At 61.1% G+C, this 21,436-nt stretch carries 23 protein-coding genes; 13 read left to right on the top strand and 10 right to left on the bottom strand.

All coding sequences use genetic code 11. The annotated features are described in order from the left end of the window. The first annotated feature begins 185 nt into the window (after positions 1-185). Positions 186-1,835 (top strand): choline dehydrogenase, encoded by a 1,650-nt coding sequence (betA, locus tag RS75_RS21315; RefSeq protein ID WP_045024214.1) that lies wholly within the window; start codon positions 186-188, stop codon positions 1,833-1,835. Positions 1,836-1,838: 3 nt separating this feature from the next. Here betA and RS75_RS21310 read toward each other — a convergent pair whose 3' ends face one another. Together RS75_RS21310 and RS75_RS21305 are read right to left on the bottom strand one after the other, a co-directional pair. Beyond that, a complete protein-coding gene (locus RS75_RS21310) occupies positions 1,839-2,138 on the bottom strand; it encodes a type II toxin-antitoxin system RelE/ParE family toxin (RefSeq protein ID WP_045024212.1) in 300 nt (99 codons plus the stop codon). Next, entirely contained in the window at positions 2,135-2,407 is a 273-nt protein-coding gene (locus RS75_RS21305; protein WP_045024210.1) for a YlcI/YnfO family protein, read from the bottom strand. Before RS75_RS21305 ends, RS75_RS21310 begins: the two co-directional genes overlap by 4 nt. Before the next feature lie 148 nt (positions 2,408-2,555). Here RS75_RS21305 and RS75_RS21300 point away from each other — a divergent pair, with 148 nt between their 5' ends. Further along, entirely contained in the window at positions 2,556-3,899 is a 1,344-nt protein-coding gene (locus RS75_RS21300) for a chloride channel protein (protein WP_045024208.1), read from the top strand. A gap of 5 nt (positions 3,900-3,904) precedes the next feature. Here RS75_RS21300 and RS75_RS21295 read toward each other — a convergent pair whose 3' ends face one another. Beyond that, a complete protein-coding gene (locus RS75_RS21295; protein WP_045024235.1) occupies positions 3,905-4,657 on the bottom strand; it encodes a DUF3750 domain-containing protein in 753 nt (250 codons plus the stop codon). A gap of 73 nt (positions 4,658-4,730) precedes the next feature. Here RS75_RS21295 and RS75_RS21290 point away from each other — a divergent pair, with 73 nt between their 5' ends. Next, the gene (locus RS75_RS21290; protein WP_045024233.1) at positions 4,731-5,729 is read left to right on the top strand and encodes an asparaginase; all 999 of its coding nucleotides are present in this window, start codon (positions 4,731-4,733) and stop codon (positions 5,727-5,729) included. On the opposite strand, the gene RS75_RS26695 is transcribed toward RS75_RS21290, so the two are convergent. Beyond that, the gene (locus tag RS75_RS26695) at positions 5,726-5,869 is read right to left on the bottom strand and encodes a hypothetical protein (RefSeq protein WP_160297198.1); all 144 of its coding nucleotides are present in this window, start codon (positions 5,867-5,869) and stop codon (positions 5,726-5,728) included. The genes RS75_RS21290 and RS75_RS26695 overlap by 4 nt on opposite strands. A gap of 2 nt (positions 5,870-5,871) precedes the next feature. Between RS75_RS26695 and RS75_RS21285 the strand changes: the two genes are divergently transcribed. Beyond that, a complete protein-coding gene (locus RS75_RS21285) occupies positions 5,872-6,492 on the top strand; it encodes a glutathione S-transferase family protein (protein ID WP_045024207.1) in 621 nt (206 codons plus the stop codon). A gap of 154 nt (positions 6,493-6,646) precedes the next feature. Here the strand turns inward: RS75_RS21285 and RS75_RS21280 are convergent, their stop codons facing one another. Both RS75_RS21280 and RS75_RS21275 read right to left on the bottom strand, forming a co-directional pair. Next, a complete protein-coding gene (locus tag RS75_RS21280; protein ID WP_045024205.1) occupies positions 6,647-7,306 on the bottom strand; it encodes a glutathione S-transferase family protein in 660 nt (219 codons plus the stop codon). A gap of 81 nt (positions 7,307-7,387) precedes the next feature. Then, on the bottom strand, positions 7,388-7,903 hold the full coding sequence (locus RS75_RS21275; protein WP_045024231.1) for a MarR family winged helix-turn-helix transcriptional regulator: 516 nt from the start codon (positions 7,901-7,903) through the stop codon (positions 7,388-7,390). 143 nt (positions 7,904-8,046) lie between these two features. Here RS75_RS21275 and RS75_RS21270 point away from each other — a divergent pair, with 143 nt between their 5' ends. Then, entirely contained in the window at positions 8,047-9,579 is a 1,533-nt protein-coding gene (locus tag RS75_RS21270; RefSeq protein ID WP_045024203.1) for an MDR family MFS transporter, read from the top strand. Between the two features lie 44 nt (positions 9,580-9,623). Here RS75_RS21270 and RS75_RS21265 read toward each other — a convergent pair whose 3' ends face one another. After that, positions 9,624-9,923 carry an addiction module antidote protein gene (locus RS75_RS21265; protein ID WP_200893653.1) on the bottom strand — a complete coding sequence of 100 codons (300 nt, stop codon included), beginning with the start codon at positions 9,921-9,923 and terminating at the stop codon, positions 9,624-9,626. Next, the gene (locus tag RS75_RS21260; RefSeq protein WP_045024201.1) at positions 9,920-10,219 is read right to left on the bottom strand and encodes a type II toxin-antitoxin system RelE/ParE family toxin; all 300 of its coding nucleotides are present in this window, start codon (positions 10,217-10,219) and stop codon (positions 9,920-9,922) included. Before RS75_RS21260 ends, RS75_RS21265 begins: the two co-directional genes overlap by 4 nt. Positions 10,220-10,469: 250 nt before the next feature. Between RS75_RS21260 and RS75_RS21255 the strand changes: the two genes are divergently transcribed. From RS75_RS21255 to RS75_RS21245, 3 genes are all read left to right on the top strand, one after another. Beyond that, positions 10,470-11,486 carry a ligase-associated DNA damage response exonuclease gene (locus RS75_RS21255; RefSeq protein WP_045024227.1) on the top strand — a complete coding sequence of 339 codons (1,017 nt, stop codon included), beginning with the start codon at positions 10,470-10,472 and terminating at the stop codon, positions 11,484-11,486. 1 nt (position 11,487) lies between these two features. Further along, positions 11,488-13,113: a cisplatin damage response ATP-dependent DNA ligase gene (locus tag RS75_RS21250; protein WP_045024199.1), complete on the top strand. Its 1,626-nt coding sequence runs from the start codon at positions 11,488-11,490 to the stop codon at positions 13,111-13,113. A 130-nt stretch (positions 13,114-13,243) separates the two neighbouring features. After that, positions 13,244-14,209: an alpha/beta hydrolase family protein gene (locus RS75_RS21245; protein WP_045024198.1), complete on the top strand. Its 966-nt coding sequence runs from the start codon at positions 13,244-13,246 to the stop codon at positions 14,207-14,209. A gap of 44 nt (positions 14,210-14,253) precedes the next feature. Here the strand turns inward: RS75_RS21245 and RS75_RS21240 are convergent, their stop codons facing one another. Continuing rightward, positions 14,254-16,965 carry a heavy metal translocating P-type ATPase gene (locus RS75_RS21240; RefSeq protein ID WP_045024196.1) on the bottom strand — a complete coding sequence of 904 codons (2,712 nt, stop codon included), beginning with the start codon at positions 16,963-16,965 and terminating at the stop codon, positions 14,254-14,256. A 167-nt stretch (positions 16,966-17,132) separates the two neighbouring features. Here RS75_RS21240 and RS75_RS21235 point away from each other — a divergent pair, with 167 nt between their 5' ends. Both RS75_RS21235 and RS75_RS21230 read left to right on the top strand, forming a co-directional pair. Then, positions 17,133-18,041, top strand: a complete 909-nt coding sequence (locus RS75_RS21235) for a L,D-transpeptidase (protein WP_045024193.1) — start codon at positions 17,133-17,135, stop codon at positions 18,039-18,041. Positions 18,042-18,200: 159 nt separating this feature from the next. Next, complete coding sequence (locus RS75_RS21230) at positions 18,201-18,926, top strand: L,D-transpeptidase (RefSeq protein WP_045024225.1); 726 nt, start codon at positions 18,201-18,203, stop codon at positions 18,924-18,926. A 53-nt stretch (positions 18,927-18,979) separates the two neighbouring features. Here RS75_RS21230 and RS75_RS21225 read toward each other — a convergent pair whose 3' ends face one another. Continuing rightward, on the bottom strand, positions 18,980-19,438 hold the full coding sequence (locus tag RS75_RS21225; protein WP_045024192.1) for a MarR family winged helix-turn-helix transcriptional regulator: 459 nt from the start codon (positions 19,436-19,438) through the stop codon (positions 18,980-18,982). 193 nt (positions 19,439-19,631) lie between these two features. Between RS75_RS21225 and RS75_RS21220 the strand changes: the two genes are divergently transcribed. The 3 genes from RS75_RS21220 to RS75_RS21210 all read left to right on the top strand — a co-directional run bounded on the left by RS75_RS21220 (position 19,632) and on the right by RS75_RS21210 (position 21,416). After that, positions 19,632-20,054 (top strand): organic hydroperoxide resistance protein, encoded by a 423-nt coding sequence (locus RS75_RS21220; RefSeq protein ID WP_045024191.1) that lies wholly within the window; start codon positions 19,632-19,634, stop codon positions 20,052-20,054. 257 nt (positions 20,055-20,311) lie between these two features. Further along, positions 20,312-20,695, top strand: a complete 384-nt coding sequence (locus RS75_RS21215) for an MbcA/ParS/Xre antitoxin family protein (RefSeq protein ID WP_045024223.1) — start codon at positions 20,312-20,314, stop codon at positions 20,693-20,695. Beyond that, a complete protein-coding gene (locus RS75_RS21210; RefSeq protein WP_045024190.1) occupies positions 20,655-21,416 on the top strand; it encodes an RES family NAD+ phosphorylase in 762 nt (253 codons plus the stop codon). Before RS75_RS21215 ends, RS75_RS21210 begins: the two co-directional genes overlap by 41 nt. Positions 21,417-21,436 lie beyond the last annotated feature (20 nt).

The following is a 21,436-nucleotide window of genomic DNA, read 5'->3' as shown; positions in this document are numbered from 1 at the left end:
CCTGCCGGACATCTCCCCCACAAGGGGGGAGATCGACCTGCGGCGAGGTCCCGCCCATCTCCACGTTTGAGATTGAAGTGACAAACGAGCGTCTTGCCGATCTCCCTCCTTGTGGGGGAGATGCCCGGCAGGGCAGAGGGGGGTAAGCCCCACCCAGAACCGGAACCCTTGGGAGAGAAACGGTAATGCAGGCAGACTACATCATCGTCGGCTCCGGCTCCGCCGGCTCCGCCATCGCCTATCGCCTGTCGGAAGACGGCCGCTATTCGGTGATCGTCATCGAGGCGGGCGGTTCGGATTTCGGCCCCTTCATCCAGATGCCGGCGGCGCTCGCCTGGCCAATGAGCATGAAGCGCTACAATTGGGGCTATCTCTCCGAACCTGAACCGAACCTCGACAACCGCAGGATTACAGCGCCGCGTGGAAAAGTCATCGGCGGCTCGTCTTCCATCAATGGTCTCGTTTACGTGCGCGGCCATGCGGAGGATTTCAACCGCTGGGAGGAGCTTGGCGCACACGGTTGGGCCTATGCGGATGTGCTGCCGTATTTCAAGCGCATGGAGCACAGCCATGGCGGCGAGGAAGGCTGGCGCGGCACGGACGGGCCGTTGCACGTTCAGCGCGGGCCGATGAGCAATCCGCTGTTCCACGCCTTCATCCAGGCAGGCGCGCAGGCCGGTTTCGAACTGACCGACGACTATAATGGCTCCAAGCAGGAGGGTTTCGGCCTGATGGAGCAGACCATCCATAATGGCCGCCGCTGGTCCGCCGCCAATGCCTATCTGCGGCCGGCGCTGAAACGTGGCAATGTCACGCTGGTCAACGGCTTCGCCCGCAAGATCGTCATTGAGGGCGGCCGTGCCGTGGGTGTCGAAATCGAGCGCAGGGGCGTCGTGGAAACCATCACGGCCAATCGCGAGGTCATCCTTTCCGCATCCTCCTTCAATTCCCCGAAACTGCTGATGCTTTCCGGCATCGGCCCGGCTGCGCATTTGAAGGATATGGGCATCGAGGTGAAGGCGGATCGTCCGGGTGTGGGCGCAAACCTTCAGGACCATATGGAGTTTTATTTCCAGCAGGTCTCCACCAAACCGGTCTCGCTTTACTCCTGGCTGCCGTGGTTCTGGCAGGGTGTGGCGGGCGCGCAATGGCTGCTGTCGAAGGGCGGGCTCGGCGCCTCCAACCAGTTCGAGGCCTGCGCCTTCCTGCGCTCCGCACCGGGCCTGAAACAGCCGGATATCCAGTATCATTTCCTGCCCGTCGCCATCTCCTATGACGGCAAGGCTGCCGCGAAAAGTCATGGTTTTCAGGTGCATGTCGGCTACAATTTGTCGAAATCGCGCGGCAACGTCGCGCTGCGCTCCGCCGATCCGCATGACGACCCGGTCATCCGCTTCAACTATATGAGTCACCCGGAAGACTGGGAGAAATTCCGCCATTGCGTGCGCCTGACGCGTGAGATTTTCAACCAGAAAGCCTTCGATGATTTTCGCGGGCCCGAAATCCAGCCGGGCGAAAATGTCGCGACGGATGAGGAGATCGACGCGTTTTTGCGGGAGCATCTGGAAAGCGCTTATCACCCTTGCGGCACCTGCCGGATGGGCGATCGCGACGACCCGATGGCGGTCGTCGATCCCGAATGCCGGGTGATCGGCGTGGAGGGCCTGAGGGTCGCCGACAGCTCGATCTTCCCGCATGTGACCTATGGCAACCTGAACGGCCCGTCGATCATGACCGGCGAAAAGGCGGCGGATCACATTCTTGGAAAGACGCCGCTGCCGCGTTCCAATCAGGAGCCTTGGGTAAACCCGCGCGCGGCCGTCAGCGACCGGTGAGGATCAATGGTAATCGTCTTCGCGCTGGTGGCGGATCGCGAGGATGGAGACCGTTTCTGCGTCTTCGATTTGGATGAGAGCGATGTAGCCGGAGGACCCGAACGGAATGAGCAGTTCCCGTAAGAGCGCGTTCTCACCCGGTGCTTTGCGTGAGGCGAAGGGAAACTCGCTCAGTCCTTCGACTGTGGCAATAATCCGGTCGACGGCTTTCTCCGCAGTCGAAAAATCCCTCTCCAGAAGAAAATTGTATAGCCGTGTTATGTCCGCTCTGGCTGCAATCGTGTACCGGAGCTTGAACGTCACTTGTTACGCTCGGCTTTCTTTGCCGCGAGCATCGCCCTCAGTTCGGCATGCACCTCTTCTGCGGAGTAAAAAATCCCGGTTCGTTTGGATTCCTCAAGTGAGGCCAATCCACGCGCGATAAACTCCGCCTGCGATTTGCGGATCTCCACCTGCCTGCGCACGGAATCCTCAACGAAGGAAGATAGCGTCTCGCCGTCTTTCAGCACGCTTTCCGCCGCCTCACGAAAATCCGCTGTCACCCGCAGCGAAGGAAGGTTTGCCGTTTTCATGGATCATCTCTTTGCGTTGCAATTGCGATGCATCTTCACTGACCCAAGACGTAAAGTCAAACGCAAAACTTGCAATCAATGCCCGCGCGGCAGATAAACGGGCATCCCGCCGGATACATTGATACCAAAATTACCGATCTGGACCGCCATGCCCGTCGATTACAAGAAGCTGAAGATGCTCCGCCGTTCCCGTGTCGTCTGGGGTTCCTGGCGGGTGTGGAAACCGAGAGCGGTTTTCTGGATCGGCGCGCTCGCAGTGGGGGTCATCAGCGTTGGGTTCGCATGGGCGGCAGACCGTGCCCAGCATCTTTTCTTTGCCGCGACCTCTTCCGGTGAATGGGCGTTCCTGTTGCCGCTTGTCATAACGCCGCTCGGTTTCACGCTTTGCGCCTGGCTGGCATTGACGGTTTTTCCCAATGCCGGCGGCAGCGGTATTCCGCAGGCGATTGCTGCGCGGCACCTGCGTGACGATGAGGATCGTTCGCGGCTTCTGTCATTGAAACTCGCCTTCGGAAAGGTCGTGCTGACGGTGGCCGGTCTTTTGTGCGGGGCCTCGATCGGGCGTGAGGGGCCGACGGTTCAGGTCGGTGCCTCCATCATGTTACAGGCGGCGCGCTGGGGCGGCATGGCGCAGGCGAAAGGTCTCATTCTGGCCGGATCGGCGGCGGGCATTGCCGCCGCCTTCAACACGCCGCTCGCGGGCATCGTCTTCGCCATCGAGGAGATGAGCAAGACCTACGAATCCCGCGCCAACGGTCTCGTCCTGACCGCCGTCATTCTGTCCGGCCTCGCCTCGCTGGCGCTGGTTGGCAGCTATACCTATTTCGGCGCGAGTTCCGTCATGGCGCAAACGATGCGGGACTGGCTTCTGGTGCTGATCTGCGGCGTTGGCGGCGGTGCGTTCGGCGCGCTTTTCAGCGCCGGGGCGTTGCGTCTTTCCGCCCGCATCCGCCGCTTCGCGCAGACCATGCCGTTGAGGCGGATGCTGGCGGTCGCCGCAGCCTGCGGCCTTGCCTCCGCCGTTATCGGTATAGCGACAGGCGGTGCAACCTTCGGAACGGGCTACGAACAGGCACGGGCCGCGATCGAGGGACAGGCCGCGCCGGCCTTCTTCTTCATCGAAAAGCTGGCCGCGACTTTCCTTGCGATGATGTCGGGTATTCCCGGCGGCATTTTCGCGCCGTCGCTATCGGTGGGCGCGGGCTTCGGCAGCACCATGGCCACCTTGCTCGGCACCAGCATCGGCCTTGGCGCCATTGTCGGCATGGCGGGGTATTTCGCAGGCGTGGTGCAGGCGCCGATGACGGCTTTCGTCATCATCCTCGAAATGACCGGCAATCACGAAGGGGTAATCCCGATCATGGCGGCATCGATGCTCGGATATCTGACCTCCCGCCTGTTTTCCCGCGAGCCGCTCTATCACGGCCTGTCGCGTGTTTTCATCGCTCAGGCCATCCGCGCAAAAAGGGCCAGTCATGCCGCCGATGCCTGAGGGCGTCAGACGCGGCTACCGGCCACTCCGAAATAGCCGAGCCCCGGTATTTTCACGCCAGGGCGGCTGAAATCGACGCCCGCGACCAGACCGAGGAAATTGACCTCGAAGCCGCTGCGCGCACCTGCCGAAATGCCGAACAGGCCGCCAAGCGAAACGCTCGCATCCTTCCAGTCGTCGGCAACATGATAAAACGCGCCGTTCGGCAGATAGTCACGCCCCACCGCGTCTGATGGCAGCACCACGCCGAGTTCCGGCACGCTGCGCAGCACATGGGCGACGAAGGTGTTCGAGTTCGGTCCGGGATAGATGCGGTAACCGCCCGGTCTGCCATAGGGATAATCGGCAATAGCCTGTTCGATCTTCGGGATCAGCTTTTCCGCCTCGGCGCCGTGGATGGCCACGACCTGACGTGGCGTGTTGGAGTACCAGAACGCATCCGCCGCATAGCCATTGCGGCGGATCGGCGTGCCCCAGCCCACCTTGTCGTAGCGGTCATAAGCCGTCGCGCCCGGCTTTTTCAGCACGATCCAGGCATGGCTGGCAACCGAGCCCTTGAAGCCGCCGGTCATGGCGGAGAACACGTAAACCGCTGCCTCACCGTCGGCGCTGGCTTGCGGAAGAGTGCCGGAGGACGACCAGCGGGCGTCGCGCCAGCCCTGCGGATGGTCCCGCATGGCCCACAACCCAGCCGACGCCAGTGCTGGAAGCAGGTAGATAATGGCAATCGCCAGCAGCAGACGTTTTGCAAATTTCACTGATAGCCCCGTGCACCGAAAAATCAATTGCGCTATCAACAGCATGAAATCAGAATTTTTTGAGGCTGCAAAGATGAACAATTCCGTTACCGTCGAAGTCGTCAGGGGAAACCTCGTCGAAAGCCACCATCAGGGCCTTGCCGTGGTGGTGGATGGCGATGGTGGCGTGCTGTTGTCGGTGGGCGATGTCGAGCGCGGCATCTTCCCGCGTTCGGCCTGCAAGGCCATGCAGGCCCTGCCGCTGGTGGAAAGCGGTGCGGCGGACGCCTATGGTTTCGGCAATCGCGAACTGGCGTTTGCCTGTTCCTCCCATTCCGGCGAGGACGCGCATGTGGAACTCGCCGCTGCCATGCTCGCCAAGGCGGGCAGGGATGTCGATACGCTGGAATGCGGCGCGCATTGGTCTTCCGACCAGAAGACCATCATCCATCAGGCCCGCACGCTGGAAAAGCCGACAGCGCTTCACAATAATTGCTCCGGCAAGCATTCCGGCTTCATCTGCGCCTGCTGCCATACCGGCACGGATCCCAAGGGCTATGTCGGTTACGATCACCCCCTGCAGCGGGAAATCCGCGCGACGATGGAAAGCCTGACGGGTGCGGCGCTCGGCCACGACAATTGCGGCGTGGACGGCTGCTCCATCCCAACCTATGCCGTGCCGCTGAAGGGGCTGGCGCATGGTTTTGCCAGGATGGCGACGGGCAGGGGGCTGGAAGCGGAGCGAGCCAAAGCCTCCCGCCGCCTTATCGAGGCCTGCATGGCGGAACCGTTTTATGTGGCGGGCACCGGCCGCGCCTGCACCCGGCTGATGCAGGTTGCGCCGGGCAGGATTTTCGCCAAGACCGGCGCGGAAGGTGTCTTCGTGGCGGCTTTGCCGGAAAAGGGCATCGCCATGGCTGTGAAATGCGAAGACGGCACGACGCGAGCGGCCGAAGCGATGATCTCGGCATTGCTCGCCCGGTATTTCGACGAGGGCAGCGCCGAGCAGCAGGCTCTTAGCGGTATGGCAAACCGGCAGATGCGCAACTGGAACGGCATTCATGTCGGCGATATCCGCGTGGTCGGTCTTTAGAAATAACCTTTGACGCGACCGGTCACCGGCATGATGATGGCCTGCCCCTGCGCGGCATGGCCGAGCCATTTGCCGCTGTCAGGGGGCGGCGTCCGCAATATGAGGAAGTGGGCGTCTTCATTGCTTTGGAGGTCGCACATCCATGTTCACGCTGTTTTTCTCTCCCGGTTCCTGCTCTCGCGCCAGCCATATCGTGCTTGAGGAATCCGGGCTGCCCTACACGGCCCGACGCGTCAATTTCGCCGAGGGCGAGCAACGCTCCGAGACATTCCTGAAGATCAATCCGAAGGGTCGCGTGCCGGCACTGGCAACGGCCAGCGGAGTGTTGACCGAAACGCCCGCCATTCTCGCCTTCATTGCGCAGATGGCCCCGGAAAAGAAACTCGCGCCGCTGGACGACCCCTATGAATTCGCCCTGATGCAATCCTTCAACGTCTTCATCGCGTCGACTGTGCATGTCGCCCACGCGCATGGTCGACGCGGCAGTCGCTGGGCCAGCGAGGACAGCTCGTTGGCGGACATGAAGGCGAAGGTGCCGCAGACCATGACCGATTGTTTCGAACTGATCGAGCACGGCATGCTGCATGGCCCGTGGGTTCTGGGCACCGCTTATTCGGTCGCCGATCCCTATCTTTTCGTCATGTCCGGCTGGCTGGAAAGTGACGGCGTGGATATCGCCCGCTTCCCCAAGGTGCACGACCATTTCCGGCGCATGGGTGAGCGGCCTGCGGTTCAGAGAGCGCTGGCGGGCGAGAAGGGTTGATGTGCTAAAAAGCTTGCTTCGTCATCCTCGGGCTTGTCCCGAGGATCCAATCACATCTCGTAAAATCTAGAGGTTGCAGATCCTCGGGACAGGCCCGAGGATGACGTCGAGTGCGGAGAGAGGTCTGCCAACTATCCCCATCTATCTCCTTCGCTCACGCCGCCTCGGCTGTGCGGCTATCCCACATGGACTTGAAGGCTGTGCGGGCCTGGCAGCGCTCCAGCCAGGCTTTAAGCGCCGGATGGGCGTCAAACAGCGGCTGATGGCCCTGCGCGTAACGGACGATTTCCGCCGCGTTGAGATCGGCGACGGTAAAACGGTCACCCACCAGATAATCATGGCTGGAAAGATGCTGTTCCAGCACCCGGAAGGGTCGCCTGAGCAGACGCGCGGCGACGTCGATCACCGCCCTGCCGGTATCGCCTTCCGACAGCCCTTCGGCGACGGCGGAGGAAATCTTCAGCGAATTGATTTCAACTTCGGTTGCGGCGAAGAAGGACCATTGCAGCATCGCCGCATCTTCCTTCAGATCGACCGGGGCAAGCGGCCCGCCATATTTGCGGGCGAGATAGAGATTGATGGCCATGGATTCGTAAAGCACCATACCGTCATCCTCGATGCAGGGAATGGTGCCCATTGGGTTGATGGCGAGGAAGGCGGGGGACAGTGTGTTGAGCGGCGCGTCCGTGGCCAGGGGATCGGCAAGGCGGCGGGCCTGCACGACAGGCACATGCTTGAATTCCATGCCCAGTTCCCCCGCAAGCCAGAGCGTGCGCGTAGCGCGGGAACGATAGACACCGTAAATCGTCAACATCGAAGTCACCCTTTTATCTTTTCGCTGGCGGCACGTTAAGGTTTCGCCCATTTAAAGTGAAGTTGCGGACGGCGGGGTCAGCTATGATTTTTTCTGATCCGTCAGGAAGTCCGCGTCCGGGGAGAGCCGGTGCTCGAAACGGTCGATGAACCGCTCGAAAAGGCGTGCGAATGTCTCGACATCCTCCGCCGGCCAGCCATCCATCACATCCTTGATGACGCTCATCTTGGTCCGGCGCATCTCCTGCAGCAGGCTGGTGCCAAGCGGGGTGATCTCGACGATGCTGCGGCGGGCATCCTCCTGCGAGACGCCGCGTTTGAGCAGACCGCGCCCGACCATATCCGCCACCACCCGGCTGCCGCGCGAGGGGTCGATGCGCATGCCCTCGGCAATCGCGCCAACGGTTACATCGCCTTCCGCGCGGCGCAATATATCAAGAACGTCGATATGGGAGAGTTCGAGACCCGGAGCCACCTTGGCAAGCGCCATGCGGCCGATCATGCGCCGTCCGATCATGATGCGCATGCGCGTCATCGTATTGCCGATACGCTTTATGTCTTCGGGCAGATCCTCGTTCCAGTCTTCCTCAGTCGCCACGCTCAACCGCTCCTTTCCTTGCCAATTTTGCGATCACATCTAGCGCTATTAGCGCATATGTCAAAAACTTGCTATTGACATATATATGCTAATAGCACACAAATTGTCCCGGCAAAACCGCCGAAACCCTACGAGATTTTTTCATGGATATGTCCGCTGCCCCCGTGGCGCCGCTTGTGTCGGATCATCGGCGCAGGCTCATCGTCTTTCTGTTTCTGATGCTGGCCATGTTCATGGCGACGCTCGACAACCAGATCGTATCGACAGCACTTCCCACCATCGTCGGCGAGTTCGGCGCGCTGGAGCGTTTCGGCTGGATCGGCTCGGCCTATCTTCTGGCGACCAGCGCGGTCATGCCGGTCTATGGCAAGCTCGGAGACCTGTTCGGGCGAAAATACGTGATGATCGCGGCGGTCATCATCTTCACGGTCGGTTCGCTCGCCTGCGGGCTGGCCTGGTCGATGGATAGCCTGATCGCGGCCCGCGTGCTTCAGGGCCTTGGCGGCGGCGGCATCATGGTCTCCATCTTCTCCGTCAATGCGGATCTGTTCGAGCCGCGTGAAAGAGCCCGCTACCAGAGCTATTCCAGTCTCGCCATCATGGCGTCCGGCAGTGTCGGGCCGATCCTCGGCGGCACGATGAGCGATCTGTTCGGCTGGCGGTCGATCTTCCTCATCAACCTGCCGCTCGGGCTTATCGTCATCACCGGCCTGGTCTTCCTGCTGCCCTACCGCCGTCCCGCACGCCAGCCGAAGATCGATTATCTCGGCGCCGTCCTGCTTGCGGCGACGATCGCAAGCGTGGTCTTCTGGGCCGACAGCAGCCAATTGTTCGGTTCGCTTATCGCGGGTCCCAGCCTCGGCATCATCGCTTTCGCCGTCATCGCCGCCTTCCTTTGGGTGCAGGTGGAACGCCGCGCGCCGGAACCCGTGGTGCCGCTCAGGCTCTTCAAGGACAGCACCTTTCCGCTGTTGATGATCGTTTCGCTGACCAGCGGCGGCATCGGCATCGGCATGGTCAATTATTATGCCCTGTTCCTGCAAACGACGACCGGCCTTTCCCCCTCCCATGCCGGGCTTTTCTTCATCGCGGTCACCGGCGGCATCGTCATGGGCTCGCTGTCGGCGGGGCGGCTGATCTCGATCACCGGCGTCTACAAGCCGTTTTCGGTGGCGGGGCTGACGATCAATGTTCTCGCCATGCTTTGTTTCACGCAGGTCCATGCCGGAACGCCGCTGGTGGTGATCGGCGTGCTGATGCTGGTACAGGGTTTCGCCGTCGGCCTCGGCCAGCAGGCACCGATCATCGGTGTACAGAATTCCGCACCGAAGGCGGATATCGGCGCGGCCAGCGGCGCGGTGACGCTGACCCGCATGGGTGGTGCCGCCATCGCCATCTCGGTCTATGGGGCGATCATCACCTCCAGCCTCAAGGGCCTATCCGCCAACATTCCCGGCGTCGGCAGGATTGAGGACTTGACGCCGAAGATGCTGTCCGAACTGCCCGCCGCCTCCCAGACAGCGGTTGCAGCCCTATATTCGGATGCCTTCACGCCGCTGTTCTTCGCAGCCGCCGCAACGGCCGCCATCGGCCTTGCCGCAGCATTGATGCTGAAACCGGTGCGTTTGCCGGCCGCAGTGCAGGCGGCGAAGCCGGCGGAGAGCGCGGGGGAGTGAGGGCGGGGACTTTTGCTTGGACAAGAAAATCCGGAATGCCAGCCCTACGCGGCATTCAACGATTTTTCGACGGCCAAGCGGAAGCCCAGCGCATGCACGACTTTCTGCACGGTTTCGTAGCGAAGCTTCGAGCCCGGCTTGAGGGCCTTGTAGAGGCTTTCTCGACCCAGACCCGAAGCATCCGCAATGTGCGACATTCCTCGAGCCTTGGCGACTGCGCCAAGGGCGGCAATGAAGACATCGGGGTTTTCATCTTCCATCGCGACGGCCAGATATTCAATCATGGTTTCATCGCTGTCGAGGTAGTCTGACACATCGAATTTGCTGAATTCCGTCATGGTCATTTCTTTCCGATTGTTTGTGCCATGTCGATTGCAAGCTTTATGTCCCGCTTATGGGAAGATTTGTCCCCGCCGATCAGAAGAAAATAAACTTTTTTGCCAATGCGGGTGAAATAGACCCAATAACCCGGGCCGTAGTGGATGCGCATTTCTGAAACGCCGCCACCTACCGGCTCGGAATCGCCGAAATTCCCGTGCTCGGCCGCCGTAAGACGGTGAAGGATCCGTACCTTTCCGGTGCGATCCTTCAAAGTCTTCAGCCATTCGTCGAACTCTGCTGATCTCTCGAAACTATTCACAACAATATGTATCCAGCTGGATACGTTTTGCAATCGCAAAAAACATGATTTCCCTCTGAAATAAGCGAACGGATCGTGCGCAGGAGTTCCCCCCTCGATCTCTATACCGGGACTGTGACACACGACCGCCGGTGCAACGCCGGAATGACGGAGAGGTGAGGGCGCAACAAAAACACCAGCCCTGGAAATTTAGCGCTCGTTCCGCGTTATGCTCACAGCACTTTACATTCGCGCGGGCGGCCTTATCTCAATGAATATGAAGCCGGAACAGCTTTTGAATTCCACGCCGAAGGGCCTCTATTGCCCGCCTGGCGACTTTTATATCGATCCCGTGCGCCCGGTGGCGCGCGCGCTGATAACCCACGGCCATTCCGATCACGCCCGTGCCGGCCACGGTGCGGTGCTGGCCACCCGCCAGACGCTCGATATCATGCGCATCCGCTATGGCGAGGATTTCTGCGGCAGCGAGCAGGCGGTCGCATTCGGCGAGACGGTGGAGGTGAACGGCGTGACCGTCGGTTTCCACCCGGCGGGCCATGTGCTGGGCTCGGCGCAGATCTCCGTGGAAATGAACGGCATGCGCATCGTTGCCTCCGGCGATTACAAGCGCGGCATCGATCCCACCTGCACATCCTTCGAGACGGTGCCCTGCGACGTCTTCATCACCGAAGCGACCTTCGCGCTGCCGGTCTTTCACCATCCGCTGCCGCGTGTGGAAATCGGCAAGCTGCTCACCTCCATCAAGCAGTTTCCCGAGCGCACCCATCTCGTCGGAGCCTATTCGCTCGGCAAGGCGCAGCGCGTCATCCGGCTCTTGCGCGACAATGGTTATGCCGAGCCGATCTACATTCACGGCGCGCTGACCCGGCTTTGCGATTATTACGTCTCGCAGGGCATCGATCTCGGTGATCTCAGGCCTGCAACGCTCGAAAAAAGCGATCCCGCCACCTTCAAGGGCGCCATCGTCGTCGGCCCGCCCTCGGCCTTTCAGGAACGCTGGGCGCGGCGCTTCAACGAGCCGCTGATCGCCTTCGCGTCCGGGTGGATGATGGTGCGGCAAAGGGCGAAACAGGGCGGCGTGGAACTGCCGCTGGTCATTTCAGACCATTGCGACTGGCCGGAACTGCTGGAAACCATTAGGGAAATCGAACCGCAAGCCGTCTGGGTCACACATGGCCGCGAAGAGGCGCTGGTGCGCTGGTGCGAGTTGCAGGGCATTGCCGCCAAGCCCCTGCACCTTGTCGGTTACGAGGATGAGGGGGATTGAGATGAAAGCCTTCGCCACCCTTCTCGACCGCCTTGTCCTCACCCCGTCGCGCAACGGCAAGCTGAAGCTTTTGACCGATTATTTCCGAGATACGCCCGATCCAGACCGTGGTTACGGGCTGGCGGCCATTGCCGGCACGCTGGACCTCAAAAGCGTCAAACCCGCCATGCTGCGCGAACTGGTGCTGGAGCGGATGGATGAGGTGCTGTTCCGCTATTCCTACGATTATGTGGGCGATCTTGCCGAAACAATCTCGCTGGTCTGGGGCAATATCGGCGGCGCGGATGATATGCAAGCGCAGGACCCGCGCCTCGGCGAAGTGGTAACGCTGATGAATTCGCTCGGCCGCACCGAGGTGCGCAGCGCGGTGCGCAATCTGCTTGACCGGCTCGATACCTCCTCGCGTTTCGCCTTCCTCAAACTCGCCACCGGCAGCCTGCGCATCGGCATTTCGGCGCGGCTCGCGCGTCAGGCGCTGGCGGATTTCGCCGGTAAGGACATCACCGAGATCGAAACCCTTTGGCACGGGCTGACACCGCCCTATACGCCGCTCTTTGCCTGGCTGGAGGGCAAGTCCGATCGTCCGGTCCTGGCGACACCCGCCATCTTCCATTCGGTGATGCTGGCGACGCCCGTTGCCGATGGCGATCTCGATGCATTGGACCCGGCCGACTATGCGGCGGAGTGGAAGTGGGACGGTATTCGCGTACAATTGTCGCGGGCGGGGGATACGCGCAAACTCTATTCCCGCTCCGGCGATGATATTTCCGGTGCCTTTCCCGATGTGCTTGATGCCATCGATTTCGAAGGCGTGATGGACGGCGAATTGCTGATCGGCGGCACGGCGCGCTCCAACAATCTCACCCGCACCTTTTCCGACCTGCAGCAGCGGCTGAACCGCAAGACGGTGACGGCCAAGATGCTGGACGATTATCCGGCCTTCATCCGCGCCTACGACTTGCTGTTTGACGGCGAGAACGACGTTCGCGCGCAAACTTATCTGCAACGCCGCCGCCGCCTGTCGGATATCATCGAACGCGCCCCGCATGACCGCTTCGACCTGTCGCCGCTTATCGGCTTTTCAAGCTGGACGGAACTCGACAAGCTGCGTGCCACGCCGCCAGATCCGGTGATCGAGGGGGTGATGATCAAGCGCCGCGACAGCGCCTATCAGGCCGGGCGCGCCAAGGGACCGTGGTTCAAGTGGAAACGCGATCCCTATAATATCGACGCCGTGATGATGTATGCGCAGCGCGGTCATGGCAAACGCTCGAGCTATTATTCCGATTTCACCTTTGGCGTCTGGGCGGAAGGTGAGGATGGCGAACAGCTGGTTCCTGTTGGAAAGGCCTATTTCGGTTTTACCGATGCGGAGCTGGAAGTGCTGGACAAGTTCGTGCGCGACAACACCGTGGAACGCTTCGGCCCCGTGCGGGCGGTGCGCGCCACGCCCGATTTCGGTTTCGTGCTGGAGGTGGCCTTCGAGGGCATCAACCGCTCCACCCGCCACAAATCCGGCGTCGCCATGCGGTTTCCGCGCATTGCGCGGCTCAGGGCTGACAAGTTGCCGGCGGAGGCGGATCGCCTGTCGACGCTGATCGCGATGATCGACGGTGTGGAAGGGTAGCAGGGCGCTTCCGTCCAGAAATTGCCACGATGCCTGCGAATACATTGTTGTCATTCGCGAATCCGTGACTGGACAGTATCCCGCCGCAGTGCTGAACTGCTTCTAATGTTTTGATTGCTCAGGTGCGCATATGCCAGACAAACGCTTTCTCTCCTCAACCTTCGGACAGGAAGAGAGCGGCGTGACCTCAAGGAGCCTGACGCGGCGCAATCTGCTGGCCGGCGCCATGGGCCTGTCAGCAGCGGCACTTTTGCCGCCGGGTGCGAAAGCGGGTATTGCCGCGCCCGAGGTTCTGCCGCTGGAAAGGCAGGATTATGGCGAGGCGCGCAAACGTTTCCACACCCATCTGCTGCGCAAAATGGCCGCCCCGGAAAAATCATCGCCGCTCGGCACACCGCCCGGTGCGGAACGGGTGACCTATCGCGGCGGGCCGGATGGCTCCATCGAGCTTGTGGCCTGGCTTTCCCATTATCAGCCCTCGACGGTACTGAAACCCGCAGTGCTTTTCCTGCACGGCGGCAACGCCACCGGGGACGGCCATTGGGCGATGATGAGGCCCTATTGGGAGGCGGGTTTCGTGGTGCTTCTGCCGTCCTTCCGGGGCGAAAACGGCCAGAACGGCAATTATTCCGGTTTCTACGACGAAACATCGGATGCGCTGGCGGCGGCGACCTATCTGGAAAACCTGCCCGGCATCGACAAAAAGCGGTTCTTCATCGCCGGCCACTCCAATGGCGGCACGCTGACGCTTCTGGCCGCCATGAGCCGCAAGTTCCGCGCCGCCGCGCCGATCTCGGCAGGCGTCAATTCATGGCGTTATTTCAACCGCTATTCGGACGAACTTTGTTTCGACGAAACCGACGAGCGGGAATTCATCATGCGCTCCTCGGTTTGTTTCGGCCCCAGCCTCAAATGCCCGGCGCTGTTGCTGCGCGGCACGGAGGAGCGTCCGTTCGATGCCGATCACCAGCTTTTCGTCGATCGCGCTTTTTCCTCGGGGTTCAAGGTCGGCAAAAAACTGCTGCCCGGCACCCACAATGGCGTGGTCCCGGGCGCTGTGGCGGAAAGCATCCGCTTTTTCAATCAATTCACATAAAAGGGCCGAAAGCCGCTCCAGCAGCTTTCGGCCCCTTTCTTAAATCAGGCGCTCTTCTTGAAGTAACCGAGCAGCCGCATGGCATTGGCGGTGACGAGAACCGTGGCGCCGGTATCGGCGAAGACGGCGAGCCACAGGCCGGAAAGGCCGGTGACGGTCGTTACCAGAAACACCGCCTTCAGGCCGAGTGCGATCGTCACGTTCTGGCGGATATTGCGCATGGTGGCGCGCGAAAGGCCGATGAGGCGCGCGGCATCGCCGACATTGTTGCGCATCAGCGCCGCATCCGCCGCTTCCATCGCCACATCCGTGCCGGAGCCGATGGCGACGCCGACGCTGGCCGCAGCAAGGGCGGGCGCATCGTTGATGCCGTCGCCCACCATCACCACGGTCTTCTTTTCGGCCAGCTTGCGGATTTCCTCGACTTTGTTCTGCGGCAAGAGTTCGCCGCGCGCTTCAAGCCCCAGCTTGGCGCCGATGGCCTTTGCCGTGCGGGCATTGTCGCCCGACAACATCAGCGAGGAAATACCCATGTCCTTCAGTGCCTTGATGCCATCAGCCGCATCCTTGCGCGGTTCGTCGCGCATGGCGAAGAGGCCGCTTGCCGCACCCTCGGCCATGACGACGGCCACGGTCTTGCCTTCGCTTTCCAGTGCGGAAATGCGCTCTGCAAGTTCTGTGGAGAGGGTGCCGACCTCGGTTGCAAAGCGCGGCGCGCCGATGAACAGGCGCTTGCCGCCGACGATGCCCTGCATGCCGCGACCGGAAATCGCCTTGATCTCCGAACCGGACAGGGGTTTTACGCCAGCCTTGTTGGCATGGTTGACGATGGCTCTGGCAAGCGGATGGCTGGATTCGTTCTCGATGGTCGCAGCTTGCGCGATCAGCCCGGCCTCGTTGCTGTCGAGCGCCACCACATCCGTCACGACAGGTTCGCCGAGCGTCAGCGTGCCTGTTTTGTCGAAGGCGACGGTTTCGGTGCGCGCCAGCATCTCGATAACCGCGCCGCCCTTCACCAACATGCCGTGGCGCGCCGCAGCAGAAAGGCTGGAGGCGATGGCAGCGGGAACGGAAATGACGAGCGCGCAGGGGCAACCGATCAGCAGCAGCGCCAGACCGCGATAAATCCAGGTGTCCCAGTCGCCAAGGCCGACAAGCGGCGGCACGACGATGGTGAGCGCGGAAATCGCGACGATCAGCGGCATATAATAACGCGAGAAGTTCTGGATGAAGCGCTCGGTCGGCGCGCGGGCGTCCTGTGCTTCTTCAACGAGCGTGATGATGCGGGCAATGGTGTTGTCTTCCGGCGCGCGGTCGACCCGGATGCGCAAAGAACCGTCATGGTTGATCGAACCCGCAAAGACGCGAGCACCCTTTTCCTTGGCGACCGGAATGCTTTCGCCGGTCATCGGCGATTCGTCGACGCTGGATGCGCCTTCCATCACTACGCCATCGGCGGCGATGCGGTCGCCTGGCCGCGCCACGACCACCTGGCCGATGCGCACCTGATCGGCGTCGATCTGCCGAAGCGCGCCGTTCTCCTCCACCAGCGCCGTCTTCGGCAGCAGGGAGCCGAGGGCCTTGATGCCCGAACGCGCACGCGCGGCCGCAAAGCCTTCCAGCAACTCGCCAACGGAGAAGAGCAGCACGACGATGGCGGCTTCTTCCGCCTCGCCGATGAAGATCGCGCCGAGGGCGGCAATCGTCATCAGCATTTCGATAGTGAAGATCGCGCCGAAACGCGCGGCATTGAAGGCATTCCGCGCGATGGGGAACAGCGTGACCAGCGTTGCGACGATGAAGGCGTAGCTGCCCCATGAGGGGAAACTGAGTTCCGCCGCATAGGCGACGGCTACAAGAAGAGTACCGGTGAAGGTGTTGCGGGCCTTTGCGGTGCGCCACCATGCGCCCTTTTCATCCGCGCCATGCGCGTGACCGACCTCAGTGCTCTGGGCTGCCGGTTCCGTCTGTGCGTGATCATGGTCGTGGCCGCCGCAATTTGCGTGGTCGTGTTCATGATCCGAATGGTCATGTCCGGCGTGGTCGTGGCCTGAATGATCGTGGCCTGAGTGGTCATGCCCCGAGTGATCGTGGTCGTGATCATGGCCGCCGCACGATCCGTGGTCATGATCATCTTCCACCTTTCCGCGCGCAGCCTTTTCCTGCGGCAGCAAAGCGGGTTTGAAGCCGAGTTTGCGCAGCGTGTCCTCGATTTTGGCGACCGGGGTTTTGCTTTCGGCGAGCGACAGGTTCAATCTTTCGCGTGCAACGGACACCTTGACATCGGCAACGCCGGGCAGGCGTGAAAGCGCGGTTTCGATCTTCGCCGCGCAGCTGCCGCAATCCATGCCGCCAACCGAAAAGGTCAGGGCATTGTTCTGCTCAATGCTCGGCGCGGCTTCCGCATGGTGGTGGCCGCCGCACGATGAATAGTCGTGGTCATGTCCATGATCTGGTCCATGATCGTGACGTTCCACCGCGACCTTTTCGCGAGGAGCCTTGTCCTGCGGCAGCAGAGCGGGTTTGAAACCCAGCTTGCGCAGCGTGTCCTCGATTTTTTCGACCGAGGTTTTGTTTTCGGCCAGCGACAGGTTCAGTCTTTCGCGGGCAACGGACACCTTGACGTCGGCAACGCCGGGCAGGCGCGAAAGCGCGGTTTCGATCTTTGCCGCACAGCTGCCGCAGTCCATGCCGCCGACCGTAAAGGTCAGGTCTCCTGATTCCCCGTTCAAACTGCCGCGTGTCGAAATATTCATGATTTCCGCTCCTGAATTCCACTCGACAGCCAATCTGGCACCTCTAGCAACTAGAGGTTCAAGAGCAAAAATGCGCCTGTCCGATTTTTTTTGAATGGCACACACCAGCCTCGCGCCAGCCGCGCCATGCATCATGCCGTCAAACTTGGTTTCATGAAGCGGTTCAGATGACAGCACTCCTATTGAAAAACTGCCGCCGGGCGGCCTCTCTGGCGGGCCTTGCACTGCTGCCTTTGCTGAGCGGTTGCCTTTTCGTGACGGATACGAGCCGGATGAACCCGGATGTCTTCGTGCAGGAAACGGCGCCGGTCTTCAATTTCAATTCCGTAAGCTCCAATCGCCCGCCGGAACTGCCGCCGCAGCCGGGCCAGCTTTCGACGCGCCCGCCGGACCTGTTCAGAACCCGCTTCCATCAGGAGTATGGCCCGCCAGTACGCGGACAGGGCCTGAACGCGCCGAGGGCATCGAGCCAAAGTGCGCCGCTGGCGCCGGACCGGACAATGACCTATGGCCTTCCGGTCTCAAACCCGCTGCATCGGGTCATGTATGGCCCGATCCGCGACGACGACCGTTCCCTGCCGGCCATTCCCTATGGTCGCATCGATCCGCGTTATCTGAGGCAAGAGGTGAGTTACCAGACGGCGGAAGCGCCGGGCACCATCATTGTGGATACCAAGCAACATTTTCTCTATCTCGTGCAGTCGGGCGGCAAGGCTATCCGCTACGGCGTCGGCCTCGGGCGGGATGGTTATGCCTGGTCGGGTCGCGGCAAGATCCAGTGGAAGGCGAAATGGCCACGCTGGACACCGCCGGACGAAATGGTCAAGCGCCAGCCGGAACTCACCTCCATCTCCGCTGCCAATGGTGGCATGACGCCGGGTCTCAACAATCCGCTTGGCGCGCGTGCGCTTTATATTTTCAAGGATGGCAAGGACACGCTTTACCGCGTGCACGGAACGCCGGACTGGCAGTCCGTCGGCAAGGCGACCTCGTCCGGTTGCGTACGCATGCTCAATCAGGATGTAATCGACCTCTACGAGCGGGTGCCGCAAGGCGCACAGATTGTGGTTATCTGACCACTTTCTAAAAGAAAGCGCTGTATCGCAGCGCTTCTCCAACGCCTTGTGACTGGCTTTTAGCGGTCGGTTAACTATTTTCGCAATACGCCTGTGCACGTGGAACAAACGATGTACAGCGGCGATTTAGCCGTTCGAAATGTGGGACAATCCGGCCTTATGACAAGCACCGACACAGATCTTTCCAGACGCACTTTCCTTTCCCTTCTGGGTGTTTCCTCCGCTTCGTTGCTGGCGGGTTGCGCTTCCTCCGGCACAGGCGAAGCCATTCGCCAGCAGGCGAGCAGCATCGGCAGCGATTTCCGCCAGATGTTCTCGTCTGGTGTCAGCGATGCGGAATTGGCCGTCATGTACGGTTCGGTCGAGGATGGCGGTTACGTCATTCCGGCAATCCCCTACCAGAAGATCGACCGGCGCTTCTATCGCCAGCGCGTAGTCGATCCGACCGGCGAACGCCCCGGCACCGTCGTCGTGGATACGCGCTCGCGCTTCCTTTACGTCGTGGAGCAGGGCGGCAGCGCCATGCGTTACGGCGTCGGCATCGGCCGCGATGGCTTCGCCTGGTCGGGCGAAGGCGTCATCCAGTGGCGCCAGAAATGGCCGAAATGGACCCCGCCGGACGAAATGGTTGCCCGCCAGCCGGAACTGGTCAAATATTCCTCCAAGAACGGCGGCATGCCGCCGGGCCTGAAGAACCCGCTCGGCGCACGCGCCCTCTATATCTTCCAGAACGGCAAGGACACGCTTTACCGCCTGCACGGCTCGCCGGAATGGAACTCCATCGGCAAGGCCGTCTCCTCCGGCTGCGTGCGCCTGATGAACCAGGACGTCATCGACCTCTACGACCGCGTGCCGCAGAAGGCGCGTGTGGTGGTTTGGCAGTAAGCCAGAGCCCATTCGGAAGAAAAAGGCGGCCTCGTGCCGCCTTTTTTTTGGAACTACGGCCGGGCGATACTATCCTTCAGCGCATTCACCTGGTCTCGCAGCTGCACCAGTTCCTCCAGCCCGCAGCCGGTGGCGTCGCCGATTGCCGCCATGATCTTCACGCCCTCTTTTTTGAGGTCTGCGCCCTTCGGCGTCACAGTCACCAGCACCTGCCGCTCGTCCACGGTGCCGCGCTTGCGGGTGATCAGTCCGGCATGTTCGAGCCTTTTGAGCAGGGGAGAGAGTGTGCCGGAATCAAGGCCCAGCATTTCGCCGAGCGTCTTGACTGTGGCGGTTTCCTTTTCCCATAGCGCCATCATGACCAGATATTGTGGATAGGTCAGGCCGATCGGGTCCAGCAGCGGCTTGTAGGCGCGCGTGAAGGCGTGCGCTGCGCCATAAAGGGCAAAGCATATCTGCTGGTCCAGCCTCAACAGGCTTTCCAAATTGGTGTTGTCGCCCTCTGCGCCCATTGTTTTGCTCCAAAAATCAACCGGGAAGGGAACAATCAGCCCTGCCTTTCGGTTCCTGCCGCATGGATGCGCGGCGAAATTTCGTGAAATTATCGCAAAAAACAATTTTTTATTCAATGCGCAAAATTATATTGCGCACAATTGAATTGCGCGTTATAAGAAGCCCATCACCAACCCGAAGGGAGTAAATGCCATGCCTATTCTCTACACGACCAAAGCATCCGCCACCGGTGGCCGCGCCGGCCACGCCAAGTCCGAGGACGGCGTGCTCGACGTTACGCTGACCGTTCCGAAGGAACTGGGCGGCGATGGCGCCGTTGGCACCAATCCGGAGCAGCTTTTCGCAGCCGGTTATTCCGCCTGCTTCCTGGGCGCGCTGAAATTCGTCGCAGGCAAGGAAAAGGTAGAGATTCCTGAAGACACGACTGTGACGGCGACCGTCGGTATCGGCCCGCGCGAAGACGGCGGCGGTTTCGGCATCGAAGTATCGCTGAAGGCGAATCTTCCGGGCATCGAGCGCGAAGTCGCCGAAAAGCTGGTTGCTGCCGCTCACATCGTCTGCCCCTATAGCCACGCCATGCGCACCTCAACGGAAGTCCCGGTCTCGGTGGCTTGATAAAAGCGGGGCCAGGTTTATTTCGGCCTTGGGGGTGATGACAAAGTTGCCCTCGCACTCGACGTCATCCTTGGGCTTGTCCCAAGGATCCAATCACGTCGCATAAAATCAAGACGTTGCAGATGCTCGGGACAGGCCCAAGCATGACGGAAGAGAGCTTTCAGGATTTTGTCATCACTCTTAGGCCGGGTTCATCCCGGCCTTCTTGTTTATGGAAAGAAATATGCTATATTCTTTCTAAGGAAAGGATGAGCGCCATGAATCTTCACGCTAAGACCGCCAGTGATCCTGCGGCGCAGGGCAGGGTCGTCACCAAGGCCGTTATGACCGCTGCCGAGCGGCTGGGTCTGAATGCTGCCCGCACGGCGGATATTCTCGGCGTTTCCGCCCCTACGGTGTCGCGCATGAAGCGGCTCGATTTCCTGCTGGAACCGGGCGCCAAATCCTTCGAGCTTGCGGTGCTGCTGATCCGGGTTTTCCGCTCGCTGGATGCAATCGCCGGCGGCGACGAGGCGGTGGCCAAAAACTGGCTGCGCAATCACAATACGGCGCTCAACGCCGTGCCTGCCGAGAGGCTAACCACCATTACCGGATTGATCGATGTCCTCTCCTATCTGGACGCCCGACGCGCTCCTGTCTGAAAAACGTTCCGCATCGGGAAAATACTGGCGGCTGGTGGAAGCGCAGCATCAGGTTTCCACCATGAAACTGGTGGATACGGTGGAGGAGCAATCGCTGCTGGAAGATATTCTGGAGGCGAGCAAGCGGCCGTTTCCGCCGGAATGCGCCGGGTTTGACTATCTTCTCGCCACGCCCTTCCGTTATGGCGCTGCCTATCCGCATGGTTCGCGGTTCCGCCGGGCGGGCTTTACCGAGGGCGTTTATTACGCCGCAGCGAAGGTGGAAACCGCACTCGCCGAAATGGCCTTCTACCGGCTGTTGTTTTATGCGGAATCCCCCGGCACGCCGCTGCCCGCCAATCCCGCCGATTACTCCGCCTTCGCCGCCCGTATCTCGACGGATGCGGCGCTGGACCTGACGAAACCGGGGCTGAGCCGGGACGAAGCCGCGTGGACCGATCTGCAAAATTACGAGCCATGTCAGGCGCTGGCCGAACAGGCGCGGCTGGCAAAGGTCGAGGCCATTCTCTATCGCTCGGTGCGCGATCCCGCAGGTGGCCTCAACATCGCCATCCTGTCGCCAAAGGCCTTTGCCGAAAAAATGCCGGTGGAACGGATGAGCTGGCGCATCCGCCTGTCGAAAACCGGGGTGCAGGCGCTCTGCGAATTTCCGATGCGCAGAACGGGGTTTGCGGTCGCGGATTTCGCCGGCGATCCACGCCTCGCCAGCCTGCTGGGTTGACCTGCTGGGCTGGCGGGCGT

This window comes from Rhizobium nepotum 39/7 (genome assembly GCF_000949865.1).
Taxonomy (GTDB): Bacteria; Pseudomonadota; Alphaproteobacteria; order Rhizobiales; family Rhizobiaceae; genus Agrobacterium; species Agrobacterium nepotum.
The sequence above is the reverse complement of the archived record's forward strand: the minus strand, read 5'-3'. Positions and strand labels throughout refer to the sequence as shown.